The sequence below is a fragment of the Providencia sp. PROV272 genome (genome assembly GCF_049901975.1).
GTDB classification, from domain to species: domain Bacteria; phylum Pseudomonadota; class Gammaproteobacteria; order Enterobacterales; family Enterobacteriaceae; genus Providencia; species Providencia stuartii.
In genome coordinates this window covers 1898788-1913186 of record NZ_CP096291.1, presented here as the reverse complement: position 1 = coordinate 1913186, position 14399 = coordinate 1898788, and the positions used below count along the sequence as shown (strand labels likewise).

General features: G+C 44.0%; 14 protein-coding genes. 2 read left to right on the top strand and 12 right to left on the bottom strand.

The window, feature by feature from the left end:
* Nucleotides 1–3: 3 nt before the first annotated feature.
* The 11 genes from tmk to yceD all read right to left on the bottom strand — a co-directional run bounded on the left by tmk (nucleotide 4) and on the right by yceD (nucleotide 8817).
* Nucleotides 4–630, bottom strand: coding sequence for a dTMP kinase (tmk, locus tag M1E93_RS08620; RefSeq protein ID WP_014656174.1), 627 nt, complete (start codon nucleotides 628–630; stop codon nucleotides 4–6).
* A gap of 1 nt (nucleotide 631) precedes the next feature.
* Nucleotides 632–1660, bottom strand: a complete 1029-nt coding sequence (gene mltG, locus M1E93_RS08615) for an endolytic transglycosylase MltG (RefSeq protein WP_426207266.1) — start codon at nucleotides 1658–1660, stop codon at nucleotides 632–634.
* 18 nt (nucleotides 1661–1678) lie between these two features.
* The gene (pabC, locus tag M1E93_RS08610; RefSeq protein ID WP_014656176.1) at nucleotides 1679–2509 is read right to left on the bottom strand and encodes an aminodeoxychorismate lyase; all 831 of its coding nucleotides are present in this window, start codon (nucleotides 2507–2509) and stop codon (nucleotides 1679–1681) included.
* Between the two features lie 160 nt (nucleotides 2510–2669).
* A complete protein-coding gene (gene fabF / locus M1E93_RS08605; RefSeq protein ID WP_014656177.1) occupies nucleotides 2670–3920 on the bottom strand; it encodes a beta-ketoacyl-ACP synthase II in 1251 nt (416 codons plus the stop codon).
* An 80-nt stretch (nucleotides 3921–4000) separates the two neighbouring features.
* Nucleotides 4001–4237 (bottom strand): acyl carrier protein, encoded by a 237-nt coding sequence (gene acpP / locus M1E93_RS08600; RefSeq protein ID WP_004920830.1) that lies wholly within the window; start codon nucleotides 4235–4237, stop codon nucleotides 4001–4003.
* Nucleotides 4238–4392: 155 nt separating this feature from the next.
* Nucleotides 4393–5127 (bottom strand): 3-oxoacyl-ACP reductase FabG, encoded by a 735-nt coding sequence (gene fabG / locus M1E93_RS08595; protein WP_004920831.1) that lies wholly within the window; start codon nucleotides 5125–5127, stop codon nucleotides 4393–4395.
* 7 nt (nucleotides 5128–5134) lie between these two features.
* Nucleotides 5135–6067 (bottom strand): ACP S-malonyltransferase, encoded by a 933-nt coding sequence (gene fabD, locus M1E93_RS08590; protein WP_004920832.1) that lies wholly within the window; start codon nucleotides 6065–6067, stop codon nucleotides 5135–5137.
* A gap of 18 nt (nucleotides 6068–6085) precedes the next feature.
* Complete coding sequence (locus tag M1E93_RS08585) at nucleotides 6086–7036, bottom strand: beta-ketoacyl-ACP synthase III (RefSeq protein WP_004920833.1); 951 nt, start codon at nucleotides 7034–7036, stop codon at nucleotides 6086–6088.
* A 3-nt stretch (nucleotides 7037–7039) separates the two neighbouring features.
* On the bottom strand, nucleotides 7040–8086 hold the full coding sequence (plsX, locus tag M1E93_RS08580; RefSeq protein ID WP_014656180.1) for a phosphate acyltransferase PlsX: 1047 nt from the start codon (nucleotides 8084–8086) through the stop codon (nucleotides 7040–7042).
* A 23-nt stretch (nucleotides 8087–8109) separates the two neighbouring features.
* Complete coding sequence (rpmF, locus tag M1E93_RS08575; RefSeq protein WP_004920835.1) at nucleotides 8110–8280, bottom strand: 50S ribosomal protein L32; 171 nt, start codon at nucleotides 8278–8280, stop codon at nucleotides 8110–8112.
* Between the two features lie 12 nt (nucleotides 8281–8292).
* A complete protein-coding gene (gene yceD, locus M1E93_RS08570) occupies nucleotides 8293–8817 on the bottom strand; it encodes a 23S rRNA accumulation protein YceD (RefSeq protein ID WP_004920836.1) in 525 nt (174 codons plus the stop codon).
* Nucleotides 8818–8960: 143 nt separating this feature from the next.
* On the opposite strand from yceD, the gene M1E93_RS08565 reads away from it, so the two are divergent.
* A complete protein-coding gene (locus M1E93_RS08565) occupies nucleotides 8961–9545 on the top strand; it encodes a Maf family protein (protein ID WP_004920837.1) in 585 nt (194 codons plus the stop codon).
* A gap of 48 nt (nucleotides 9546–9593) precedes the next feature.
* On the opposite strand, the gene rluC is transcribed toward M1E93_RS08565, so the two are convergent.
* On the bottom strand, nucleotides 9594–10547 hold the full coding sequence (rluC, locus tag M1E93_RS08560) for a 23S rRNA pseudouridine(955/2504/2580) synthase RluC (RefSeq protein WP_004920838.1): 954 nt from the start codon (nucleotides 10545–10547) through the stop codon (nucleotides 9594–9596).
* 544 nt (nucleotides 10548–11091) lie between these two features.
* Here rluC and rne point away from each other — a divergent pair.
* A complete protein-coding gene (rne, locus tag M1E93_RS08555) occupies nucleotides 11092–14343 on the top strand; it encodes a ribonuclease E (protein ID WP_104873548.1) in 3252 nt (1083 codons plus the stop codon).
* Nucleotides 14344–14399: the final 56 nt, after the last annotated feature.

The window sequence follows — 14399 nt, the reverse complement described above, 5'->3', positions numbered from 1 at the left end:
ACCTTATTTTGCCAACCATTGCTGCAAAGCTTGGCGAATATCATGTTGAACTTGTTCAATATTCTGGCTTGCATCAATCGTTAAAATAGTCTCATCGGAGGCCGCTAACTCACGATAACGTGCACGAGTGCGTTCAAAAAATGCCAGAGACTCTTGCTCAATTCGGTCTAGCTCACCACGAGCGCGCGCACGCTGTAACCCTAATGCTGGAGGTAGGTCCAAATACAGTGTTAACGCTGGTTTAAATTCCCCCAAAACCAGATCACGCAATGACTGCATAAGTTGGCGATCAATACCACGTCCGCCCCCTTGATAGGCCTGTGAAGATAAATCATGCCTATCACCAACAACCCATTTACCCGCCGCTAAGGCTGGCTTAATGACGTTTTCAACCAGTTGGACACGTGCGGCATACAGCATCAAAAGCTCGGCTTTATCAGTGACTTTTTCCCCGCTGATCCCCTGTTTAATGAGTTCACGTAGCTTTTCTGCTAATGGGGTTCCCCCTGGCTCTCGGGTAAAGGCAATGTCTTGGATCCCTGCCTGATTTAATGTTTCAACAACGGTTTTAATCGCAGTGGTTTTACCTGCCCCTTCTAACCCTTCAATAACGATATAGGCGTTTTTCATCTTACTTATCATTCTGTTTTTCAATTTTTCGATACACTTTGACGGCTCGATTATGGTCATTAAGGCTACTACTGAATGTGTGCCCACCTGTACCATCTGCAACAAAGTATAAATAGTTCGTTTTCGCAGGGTGTGCCGCGGCTTTAATTGATGCAAGACTTGGCATTGCTATCGGCGTTGGCGGTAACCCATCAATGCGATAGGTGTTATATGGTGTATAGTTGTCTAAGTCGCTACGATAAATTTTCCCGCGATACTTATCGCCTAAACCATAGATAACTGTAGGATCTGTTTGTAACCGCATATTTTTCTGCAAACGATTCACAAATACCGACGCCACTTGGTTTCTTTCACTGTCAATACCCGTCTCTTTTTCGATGATTGAAGCCATGATTAGCATCTCATACGCGTTTTTGTAAGGTAGATCTTTATCTCTCCCTCGCCAAACTTCATCGACATTTTTTTTCATTTGTTGGTGAGCGCGTTTTAATATATCAATATCACGCGTTCCCGCCGTATACAGATAGGTATCCGGATATAGCCAGCCTTCAAGGGTGGTCGTTCCATCAAAACCAATTAGCGCGTATAACTCTTCTTGTGTTTTCCCTTCCGCCTCATGTTTTAAGTAAGGCGCATCACGTAAGATATTTGTCCAATCAGAGAGTCGGTTACCTTCGACAAAACGAATGGAAAACTGTGCCTCTTTGCCACTGGAAATTAATGCTAACATCTGCGCGATATCCATATTTGGCTGGAGGCGGTAAGTCCCAGCCTTCATTTTAGCTAACTCTGGGCGCAATTTTAGTAACCATTGAAATTTGTTACTTTGATTAATCACTTTTTCGTCTACCAGCAATGCTTCAAGCGCAACGCGGCCTGTTCCAGCAGGAACCGTAAAAACTTTCTCTTGTGTTAGATTTAGCGGCTCTTTTGCATAGTTCAAAACCTGTTGATACATCACATAGGCACTTACGCCTATTACCAACAGAATAACGACAATTGCGATAGAGATTTTTTTAGCGAGTTTCATTCATTAACCATTCAGTGACTAAAGTTGGCAACGTAAAAACAAATATTCAAACAGTTCCCTTGATGAATATTGCCATTGAGGTTTATTGTTACCCAAGGTGATCGTAGCAACCGGCAGTATTGGCATCAACGTATTACAAATAAACACTTCATCACAGTTCCCCAATACATCGGGAAAACGTTCAACCTCCCGAAGATGGTACTGACTAGCAGCTAAAAGCGCTATGATCTTTTGTCTCATTAATCCATTTACGCCAGAAAATGCTAAATTTGGCGTAAATACCGTATCGCCTTTGCGCCAAAAAATATTGGCACTGCAACATTCAATTAAAATACCATCAGAATCAACAACTAAAGCCTCATCAACCTGAGCTTCATCAATTTCTTGGCGTATTAACACCTGCTCAAGGCGATTAAGGTGTTTGATCCCTGCTAAATAGGGATTTTTACTCGTTGGAATACGGCTTAATATCAGTTGGATACCTGATTTCTGCAACGCTTGGTAATGTTGTGGAAAAGGCGCGATAGACATTATTACCGTTGGCTGATTAAACCCTAAAGTGCTATAGCCTCTGCCCCCCGTGCCTCGGCTAATAATCACTTTAACAACGAATTCATCATCATTATGCTGTTGGCAAATCGCGTGGATCTGCTTCTCTAACATTTGCCAATCTGGTTGGGGTAATTTAAGGCGAGAACTATCCTGCATGAGACGCCTAATATGCATATCAAGCATTTTTGGTTGATGATTAAACACATGGATCGTGGTGAAGCAGCCATCACCAAATTGCACAGCCCGATCAGTCACGTCAATATGACGGCACTCAACTCCATTAACCCAGTATAGCATTGATAATTCTTATAATAATGGCTGATAAATCAGTCAGTAACAGGATATTAACTATCATAAACTAAACTGACATAGACTGCAAAACGACACTAAAAATAAAGCCCCAGTATTGTGAACACTGAGGCTTTTACCCTTTACAACGTAAAGTAATACGTCTGGGTTACTCTTCGTGATAGCGACGGAAAATTAATGAACCGTTTGTACCACCAAAACCAAATGAGTTGCACAGAGCATATTCCATATTTTCTACTTTTCTTGCTTTGCCTGGAACAAAATCCAGTTTGCAAGCTTCATCTGGGTTTTCCAGATTGATCGTAGGCGGAACGATTTGCTCTGTCAGTGAAAGGATCGTAAAGATAGACTCAATGGCACCAGCGGCACCTAATAGATGACCTGTCATCGATTTTGTTGAGCTAACTAATACGTCGGTTCCTTCACCAAAGACCGAAATAACCGCTTGCGCTTCCGCTAAGTCACCTGCTGGTGTTGAAGTACCGTGAGCATTGATATAGCCCACTGCGTTAGCTTCAATACCTGCATCATGCAGAGCATTTGCCATCGCCAGAGCAGCACCTTCACCATTTTCAGGCGGTGATGTCATATGATAAGCATCACTGCTCATGCCGAAACCAGCAACTTCAGCGTAAATTTTTGCGCCGCGAGCTTTAGCATGTTCATATTCTTCAAGTACGATAATACCCGCACCGTCACCCAGTACAAAGCCATCACGGTCTTTATCCCATGGGCGGCTAGCCGCTTGCGGATCATCATTACGCGTAGAAAGAGCCCGTGCTGCGCCAAAACCTGCAACACCCAATGGCGTTGTCGCTTTTTCAGCGCCACCAGCAATCATTACATCAGCATCACCATAAGCAATCATACGTGCGGCATGACCGATATTGTGAACACCTGAAGTACAGGCTGTGGCAATCGAAATACTTGGGCCACGGAAACCGTAAATAATGCTTAAATGACCTGCGACCATATTAATGATCGTAGAAGGAACGAAGAATGGGCTAACTTTACGAGGACCGCCATTTTGTAATGCTTCACAGTTCTCTTGAATTAGGCCTAGACCACCAATACCAGAACCAATCGCTAACCCTATACGAGTAGCATTGGCTTCTGTTACTTCCAGCCCGGAATCTTTGATAGCTTGATTACCAGCAGCAATTCCATACTGAATGAAAGGGTCCATCTTCCGTGCATCTTTGCGGGAGATACCATAATCTTCGTAATTGAAATCTTTAACTACGCCAGCAAATTTAGTTGCGTGGTTGGTAGTATCAAAATGTTCGATAAGGCTGATACCACTCTGTCCGTCACAAACAGCTTTCCATGATGATTCAACTGTGTTGCCGACAGGAGATAACATGCCCAGTCCGGTTACGACTACACGACGCTTAGACACGTAAATCCTCCAAGGAGGGAAAAAAAGTTATCAAAGAAACATAGGCGGTCGAGTGACCGCCTAGACAAGTTTTAAAACAATTAGTTAGATGCGTTCTCGACGTAATCAATCGCAGCCTGCACTGTTGTGATCTTTTCAGCTTCTTCGTCAGGGATTTCGATATCGAACTCTTCTTCCAGAGCCATAACCAGCTCAACTGTGTCAAGAGAATCAGCGCCCAAGTCATCAACAAACGAAGCTGTTGTTACAACTTCTTCCTCTTTAACACCTAGTTGCTCAACGATGATTTTCTTAACGCGTTCTTCGATAGTGCTCATACTATTAAAATTCCTATCAAAACTCGCTTTCGCGATGGTTTTCGTAGTTTATAAAATACAGGAAAAGATACAACCCAATCCCGGCTGTTGAAACCTAAATTTTGCATTATTTTGCGCTAATTAACACTAATAATGCAAATGGTTCCATCATTTCTTTAGATCATGTACATGCCGCCATTGACATGTAATGTTTCACCTGTGATGTAACCAGCTTCATCAGAAGCTAAAAACGCTACAGCACTGGCAATTTCTTGTGCATCACCAAGCCTGTCGGCAGGAACTTGAGATAAAATGCCTGCACGCTGCTCATCTGTCAATGCCTTGGTCATATCAGTTTCAATAAAACCAGGTGCAACGACATTAACGGTAATGCCACGGGAAGCGACTTCGCGTGCTAATGATTTGCTAAAACCAATTAGCCCAGCTTTCGCTGCTGCATAGTTCGCTTGACCCGCATTTCCCATCACACCTACAACAGATGCGATTGAAATAATACGTCCACAACGTTTTTTCATCATGGCGCGTAATACGGCTTTTGATAAACGGTAAACGGATGAGAGGTTAGTGTCAATAATATCTTGCCACTCATCATCTTTCATACGCATCAAAAGGTTATCACGTGTGATACCTGCATTGTTGACCAGTATATCAATTTCGCCAAATTGTTGACGAATATTATTCAAGGTTTCGTCAATTGATGCAGGGTCTGTCACATTAAGAGCAAAACCTTTGCCTTTTCCATCTAAATAAGCAGAAATCGCTTCTGCTCCTTTTTCGCTGGTTGCTGTACCAATAACCGTCGCACCACGCGCAGCAAGCGTTAAAGCGATCGCTTTCCCGATACCGCGGCTAGCGCCTGTTACAAGTGCAATTTTTCCTTCAAAGCTCATATCGTCCTCAGAGGTTTTCTAATGCAGTGCCTAATGATACAGGATCATTGACTGCAACGGCAGTTAAATTAGAGACAATACGCTTGGTAAGACCAGTTAATACTTTACCCGGACCCACTTCAACAAGATGCTCAATACCTTGATTTGCCATGAATTCTACCGTCTCAGTCCAACGAACTGGATTATACAATTGACGAACCAAAGCATCACGAATATTTTCCGCTGATTGCTCAATTTTCACATCAACGTTGTTAATAACTGGGAAATTTGGTTGATTAAACGTTATTTCTTGTAACGCAACTGCTAATTTTTCAGCCGCTGGTTTCATTAACGCACAGTGTGACGGTACACTAACCGATAATGGTAATGCACGTTTTGCGCCCGCCTCTTTACATGCTGCACCAGCGCGCTCAACCGCCGCTTTTTCACCTGCAATCACCACTTGACCTGGTGAGTTAAAATTCACAGGAGAGACGACTTGGCCTTGAGCGGCATCTTGACAAGCTTTCTCGATTGATTCGTTATCTAAACCGATGATCGCATACATCGCGCCTGTTCCTTCTGGAACGGCTTCTTGCATCAATTTACCACGCAACTCAACCAGTTTAATTGCCGCTTTAAAATCAAGAACACCCGCGCACACTAAAGCTGAATATTCACCTAGGCTATGCCCTGCCATCATCGTAGGCATCGCGCCTTTTTTTTCTTGCCAAACACGGAAGATAGCGACAGATGCAGCTAACAGCGCTGGCTGGGTTTGCCATGTTTTGTTCAATTCTTCTTCTGGCCCGTTCTGAACAAGAGCCCAAAGGTCATAACCTAATGCTTCAGACGCCTCAGCGAATGTTTGTTCTACTAACGGACTTTCCGCCGCTAATGCAGACAACATACCAAGAGACTGAGATCCCTGACCGGGAAAAACCATAGCAAATTGTGTCATGTCTATTTTCTCAGTAAATTAAAAACGAACAAGTGCAGAGCCCCAAGTAAAGCCGCCGCCAAATGCTTCTAAGAGCACTAACTGACCACGTTGGATTCGACCATCACGTACCGCTTCATCAAAGGCGGTCGGCACGGATGCAGCCGAGGTGTTACCATGTTTATCTAACGTAACCACCACCTTATCCATGGCCATATCAAGTTTTTTCGCTGTTGCGGAGATGATACGCAAATTTGCTTGATGAGGAACTAACCAATCGAGTTCTTCTTTTGCGATACCGCTTTCAGCCAATGTTTCATCAACAATGTGCGCTAATTCACGCACAGCCACTTTAAAGACTTCATTGCCTGTCATGGTTAAGTAGGCTTGATCTTCTGAGCCTCGCTCACGATTCGGCAGCGCTAACAACTCGCCATAACGCCCATCGGCATGCAGATGTGTTGATATAATACCCGGCTCTTGCGATGCGCCGAGCACCATCGCGCCTGCCGCATCACCAAACAGAATAATAGTACCGCGATCATTTGGGTCTAACGTTTTTGACAGTGCATCTGCACCAATCACTAATGCTTTTTTTGCCATTCCCGTTTTAATAAACTGGTCCACGATGCTTATCGCATACGTAAAACCTGCACACGCTGCGGCAACATCAAATGCAGCGCAATCATTAATGCCTAACATTTGTTGAATTTGGCACGCTGCGCTTGGAAACGCGTGTGTTGAAGAGGTCGTTGCGACAACAATTAGCCCAATCTCACTGCTATCGACTTGCGCCATTTCAAGGGCCTTTTGTGCGGCATGAAACCCCATTGTGGCAACACTTTCATCTTCACCAGCAATTCTTCTTTCATGAATACCTGTGCGAGTTACAATCCACTCATCAGAAGTATCAACCATTTTTTCCAGATCAGCATTTGTTCTAATTTGTGTGGGTAAATAGCTGCCTGTGCCTAATATTTTACTATACATAGGTTATTGATCACTCCTGGGTAATACGATATTCAACCGAGCTGCTATTCTGTCCGGAACTTGTCTATCTACCGATTGAACAGCCCGTTCAATCGCAGCTTTAAATGCACTTTCGTTTGCAGCGCCATGACTTTTTATGACAATTCCCTTTAATCCTAACAGAGTTGCACCATTATACTGGTCGGGGTTCAACTCCCCGAAACGCTTCATCAGCCGTTTTTTAAGCCACTTTTTGGCCAATTGAATCAACCAACTAGGTTTTTTATTCTTTTTGCTTTCATCTGTTGATTTCAACAAGGAAAGTATGACGCGGATCACCCCTTCCATTGTTTTTAGCGTGACGTTACCTGCGAAGCCGTCACACACTAATACATCCGTTTTGCCAGTCAGCAACTCATTGCCCTCGACATAACCGATGTAATTTATTGCCGCGGTTTCTTTGAGAATTGCGGCGGCTTCGCGGATATTATCAAGCCCTTTACTCTCTTCTTCACCAATATTTAGTAGTGCCACTTTTGGTGAAGCAATTTTGGCCACCTCTTCAGCGACGACAGATCCCATCACAGCAAATTGCACTAGCATATCACTACTACAATTGACGTTAGCGCCTAAGTCTAGCACCACGGTTTGACCTTTTTGCTGATTAGGCAAAATGGTCATCAAAGCAGGCCGTTCGATGCCATCAATTGATTTAAGCATCAACTTAGCTAGCCCCATCAAAGCACCCGTATTACCTGCACTCACGCACGCCTGTGCCTGCCCAGTCTTCACTAACTCAAGCGCCACTCGCATGGATGTTCCTTTGCTTTGACGTATTGCCGTTGATGGTTTGGCATCATTAGCGATAACATTTTCAGCAGGAATAATTTCGACACGCGAAGTCAGCTCAACACTTTGTTGTGCGAGCAGTGGTTGAATGGCGTCAGGTTGACCGACTAGCAGTAATTTGAGTGCTGGATTAGATGCCAGAGCCTGCAATGCAGCAGGCACTGTGACGCGGGGACCAACATCCCCGCCCATAGCATCTAACGCAATGGTTAGATTAGCCAAAGTATCAACTTGTAAATCTATAATTACTTGTTGATAACCTTACGGCCACGGTAGTAACCATCTGCAGTCACATGGTGACGCAGGTGAGTTTCACCGGTAGTTTTGTCTACAGAAACTAGGGTAGCAGTCAGTGCATCATGTGAACGACGCATACCGCGTTTTGAACGAGTTGGTTTATTCTGTTGTACGGCCATTGACCTTACTCCTTAAGTACTTTTCTTTAAACTGGCTAATACGGCAAATGGGTTTGGTTTTTCCGCCTCAGGCGGTAGTTCACCAAAAACCATATCCGCTTCGGACACTTCACAGTGTTCAGAATCATGAACCGGAACCACTGGTAAGGAAAGAATTATTTCATCTTCTATCATTCCCAGCAAATCTATTTCACCAAATTCATCAATTTGAATTGGCTCATAGCCTTCCGGTAATGCTTCGGCCTTTTCGTCACTGACGACAGGACTAAAACAATACGATACGTAAACATGATGCTTGAAATCTTTTCTGCAACGCTGGCATTGTAGGGTGACATCCACATCAGAATGCCCCTCTATGACCGTCAGACGCTGATTATCAATTTTAAATGATAATTCGCTCTCAACATCGCTGTCTACACTGACTACTGATTCAGCAATACGTGTTACTTGCTCAGGTGTGTAACTCCCGACATAGTCGAGGTTTTTTTGAGCTGCACGCTGCGCATCGATAGTCAGGGGTAATTTTACCTTTTGCATAAGGCGCGCATATTAACTTTGTAATGAGCTATAGTCAAAGAAAAAGGCGGGCAAAACTCGCCTTTTCACCAAAAAATCGCCTGTTAAGCGTCAGATAGTTTAAAATGAGTTAACCCTTTTGGCTATGAGTTTCGAGAAAAAATATGAAATCGATTATTTTGGCATCAACCTCTCCCTATCGGCAGCAATTGTTAAAAAAGCTGGGATTACCCTTTTTAGCCGTAGCGCCGAATGTAGACGAAACCCCAGTGTTAAATGAATCCGCTGAGGCATTGGTCACTCGCTTAGCGCATGCTAAAGCACATGCCATCAGTGAACAGCATAAACAACATCTCATCATCGGCTCAGACCAAGTCTGTGTGATTGATGGTGAAATTGCAGGCAAACCATACAATTATGACAATGCCTTTAAACAACTGAAAAGAGCCTCAGGAAAACAAGTCACATTTTATACCGGTCTATGTTTATTAGATTCAACGACGGGAAACTACCATGTGCAGTGTGAACCCTTTAATGTCTATTTTCGTTCTTTAAGTGATAAAGAAATCGAGACTTACTTGCGCAAAGAAGAGCCTTACCAATGCGCCGGAAGTTTTAAGTCGGAAGGGTTAGGGATTGCCTTATTTGATAGGCTTGAAGGGCGTGATCCTAATACATTGATTGGGTTGCCTCTGATCCTGCTATTAGAGATGCTACGCCATCATGGCTACAATCCATTAGATAATTAACAACGCAATAAGTTACCGGCAAGTTTGTCTGCCGGTAACTTAATATGCTTAGTTTTTACGTGAACGTAAAACCTTTAAGCATTGATTAAGCTCTTTATCAAGCGGCGCTTGTAACCGCATTTCCTCCCCCGTTTTAGGGTGAGTAAACTTTAATGCGCTGGCATGCAAGAACAATCTTTTTAGGCCTGTATCCGCTAATTGGCTATCAAATTGTTTATCGCCATAGCGGTTATCAAACGCAATCGGATGCCCTGCATGTAATGTATGTACACGAATTTGGTGAGTACGCCCCGTTACTGGGCTTGCTTTAACCAAAGTGGCATTATCAAAACGTTCCTCAACCTTAAAGCGCGTCTCTGACGGTTTACCTTCAGGGCTAACACGAACAACACGCTCACCACTTTGCAAGATATTTTTTAATAACGGAGCTTGGATCACTTTGGTATGTGATTGCCAATGCCCGCGCACTAATGCGAGGTAATCTTTTTGCATCTGTTTAAGGCGCAACTGTTCGTGTAACGCTCTTAATGCTGAACGTTTTTTAGCCACCAGCAAAATCCCAGATGTGTCGCGATCCAAACGGTGCACCAACTCTAAAAAGCGTGCTTCTGGGCGAAGCGCTCTTAACCCTTCAATCACCCCAAAACTTAAGCCACTGCCGCCATGAACTGCGGTGCCTGATGGTTTATTAATGACCAGTATTGCGTCGTCTTCATAGAGAATGCAATCAGCTAACGCAGAAACTTTATCCAGTTTTGCCGAAACAGGGGCTTCTTCACGCTCAGCGACTCTTACCGGTGGTACACGGACTTGATCACCTGCAATAAGTTTATACTCAGGTTTAATACGCCCCTTATTAACCCTCACCTCACCCTTGCGAATGATGCGATAGATCATACTCTTAGGAACACCTTTTAATTTTGCGAGCAGGAAATTATCAATACGTTGTCCGGCTTCGTCATCGCTAATATCGATAAACTGAACTTGATTTTGTGTTTTCATTCAAAAATGTGTTAACTCTGATTGATTAAATTACGACCTTATATGCGGGATATATCATACCGACTCCACAAATTTTTTTATCATTTTTTTTTATTTGGTCAAAGAATAGCTCGTTAGTCATATTTCTAAATAAAATTTTCATATAACGCATGTATCGACTTGCTATAATGTCATTGGCAGTGGGATAATATGTAACTGCCATAATGTTTGATAAAACGATAATTGGCATGAAATACAGATTTGCTATTTGATTGAGTAAAAGCGCGGCAATGGCGTAAGACGCTTCGCAAAATCAAATAATTAGCGAGCAACGAATATTAGCTTTTTGGGTTAGGAACTTCCGTTAACAAAATTATGACGGCTTCCTGATTAAGAACGCTGAATTTTTAATCTAAAAATCAGGTTCACCGAATACTGCGCGTCTCTATACGGACGACTGCCGGGAGGCAGGCGGCTTTGTAAAAATCACGAGGCCATCGGTTTACAATAGCTCCCTTTTTCGCTGCTCTTTATTGAAAGTAAAAAATAATGAGTAAGTAACAATATGAAAAGAATGCTAATAAACGCGACTCAACAGGAAGAGTTGCGTGTTGCCCTTGTTGACGGGCAACGACTCTATGATCTGGATATCGAAAGTCCAGGTCATGAACAAAAAAAAGCGAATATTTACAAAGGAAAAATAACTCGCATCGAACCAAGTCTTGAAGCTGCTTTTGTTGATTATGGTGCTGAAAGACACGGTTTCCTCCCTATCAAAGAGATCGCTCGCGAATACTTCCCAAGCAATTACCACTCTCAAGGCCGCCCCAATATCAAAGATATCCTTAAGGAAGGCCAAGAAGTTATCGTTCAGGTTGATAAAGAAGAGCGTGGCAATAAAGGTGCCGCACTCACCACGTTTATCAGCTTAGCGGGAAGTTATTTAGTACTGATGCCAAATAACCCGCGTGCGGGTGGTATTTCTCGCCGTATTGAAGGTGAAGATCGTACAGAATTAAAAGAAGCGCTCTCCTCCCTTGAGATCCCGGATGGGATGGGGTTGATTGTTCGCACCGCGGGCGTGGGTAAATCCGCAGAATCTTTACAACAAGATTTGCTCTACCGCTTACGCCACTGGGAAGCTATCAAAAAAGCGGCTGAAAACCGCCCTGCTCCGTTCTTAATACACCAAGAAAGTAACGTCATTGTTCGTGCGTTCCGTGACTATTTACGCCCAGATATCGGCGAAATCCTTATCGATAACCCGAAAGTGGTCGAAATGGCACGTAACCATATTGAAGCGATTGGCCGTGGTGATTTTGCCAGTAAAATCAAATATTATAGCGGTGATGTTCCGCTATTTAGCCATTATCAAATCGAATCACAAATTGAATCTGCCTTCCAACGTGAAGTACGCCTTCCATCTGGTGGTGCATTAGTGATTGATACCACCGAGGCGTTAACGGCTATCGATATCAACTCTTCACGCTCAACACGCGGCGGAGACATTGAAGAGACCGCATTTAATACAAACCTTGAAGCGGCCGATGAGATCGCACGTCAATTACGTCTGCGTGACCTTGGCGGCTTAATTGTTATCGACTTTATCGATATGACGCCAGTCAGGCATCAACGTGAAGTTGAAAACCGCCTACGTGAGGCCGTGCGTCAAGACCGTGCACGTATTCAAATCGCCCGTATCTCGCGTTTCGGTTTATTAGAGATGTCGCGCCAGCGTTTAAGCCCATCATTAGGTGAATCTAGCCACCATGTGTGCCCTCGTTGCTCGGGTACAGGAGCCATCCGTGATAATGAATCATTGTCTCTTTCTGTTTTGCGTCTTATTGAAGAAGAAGCATTAAAAGAGAATACACATGAAGTTCATGCTATCGTTCCGGTACAAATTGCTTCCTATCTACTTAACGAAAAGCGTAAAGCAGTCAGCGAAATCGAAACGCGTCAACGCAATGTTCGCGTGGTCATTGTGCCAAACGACCAAATGCAAACGCCTCATTTTCACGTGATCCGTATTCGTAAAGGTGAAGAAGTAAATACGCTGAGCTATAACTTAGCTCACTACCATGAAACGGAAACCTTAAACAGTACGGAAGATCCAGCCGCTGAACGTAAAGCCCCTGAGCAACCAGCTATCTCTGCTTTCGCGTTACAAGAGCCTGTAGAACAGCCTGTTACTGTTAAGTCTAAAGAGAACAAAGCACGCACTGAAACACCAAAACAAGGGGTTAAAGTGGATGCCCAGCCGAGCTTTTTTAGCAAGGTAGCTGAATTCTTCAAAAAACTCTTTGCTGGTGAAGAAGAAAAAGTTACTGAAAAACCTGCTGAGAAAAGTCGCCAAAATAGCGGTAACGACAAGCGCCGTAACAATGAACGCCGCAATAATCGTCGTAATAATCGCCGTGATCGTGATGAAAACAGTGACAACCGCGAAAATCGCGATAATCGTTCTAACCGTAATGCGCAATCTGACGAAGCTAACAATCGTAAAGGCCGCAATAATAAGAACGCTAATCAGCAAGATGAGCAAAACGTTGATAGCAATAGCCGTGAAGCGCAGCAACAGCAGCGCCGCGAACAACGTGCTGAACGCCGTCGTCGTCAAGATGAAAAACGTCAACAACAAGCAGCTAAGGCACAACAAGAGGCAGTTCAAGGTGCTGATAATACACCTGTAGAGAAAGAAGAGCCTCAAACGCGCCCTGTTACGCCTCGTCGTCAACGTCGTCAATTGACACAAAAAATTCGTATCACTGATAATGTTGAAGCCGTAGCGCAAGAAGATGAAGTGGTTAAAGTTGCAACTGCCGTTGAAAATGATGCTATGCCTATCGCAGCACTCCCTGCTCCGACTCATGTTGATGAGCAAGTGGCTGAGGTAAATAGCTCAGAACAACAAGATGTTCAAGTTGCTAACCAAGAAGATAAGCAAGATACCATCATTCCACGTCGCTCACGTCGTTCACCACGTCACCTACGTGTCAGTGGTCAGCGTCGTCGTCGTTACCGTGATGAGCGTCATCTGACAAAATCACCAATGCCTCTGTTCGCTGCCGTAGCCTCACCTGAGTTAGCGTCAGGTAAGGTGTTTATCAGCTATCCTGTTGTTCAACCACAACAAGAAACCATCGCTATCATGACCAATGAAGAGATGCTTGAGCAACAAGGTATTGTTAGTGTAGAGGCCGTTGAAACCACCGATATCACACCTTCTCAGGTCATCGAGCAGGCTAATGAAACGGTTGAAACTGTCGCTATCGAACCAGTAGAAACCGTCACTGAAACCAACGTTAATCTTGTGGCTGAATCCGCAGATGAGTATGCAGTTTCTCTTGAACCTGCCATTGCCCCACAAGCTGAACCGGCTGTCGTTCATACAGAGCAAGCTCTAGAAGACACTCAACCAGAGCCTGTTGTTGAAACGGCACCAACCGTTGAACCTAAAGCACCGGTCGCGGTCATTGAAGACGTTGTGATTGAGCAACCTAAAGTGGAGCCTACAGCAGAGACAGCCGCACAAGATGATCAGCCGCAAACCAGCACAGATGCAGTTGAAGAGCCTAAGGCTGAAGCTGTTGAAGTGCCTTATGTAGCGAAATCAACGGTTATTGTTGCAAGTAAGGCAGCACGTCATGCTTACTCACCAATGACCAAAGCACCAGCGCCTGAAGTGGTCGAATCAACATTCGAAATCAAGGTTTACCAGCGTGAAGCCTCAAACTTTGTCAGTAAAGGTGCCGGTGGGCATGTAGCAACCAATTATGCGACATCACAAATGGCAAAACCGGCTCATTTTGAATAATATTCTTTAAATACGTCAAACAGCCCTGCAACTCGCAGGGCTTTTTTATATCTATC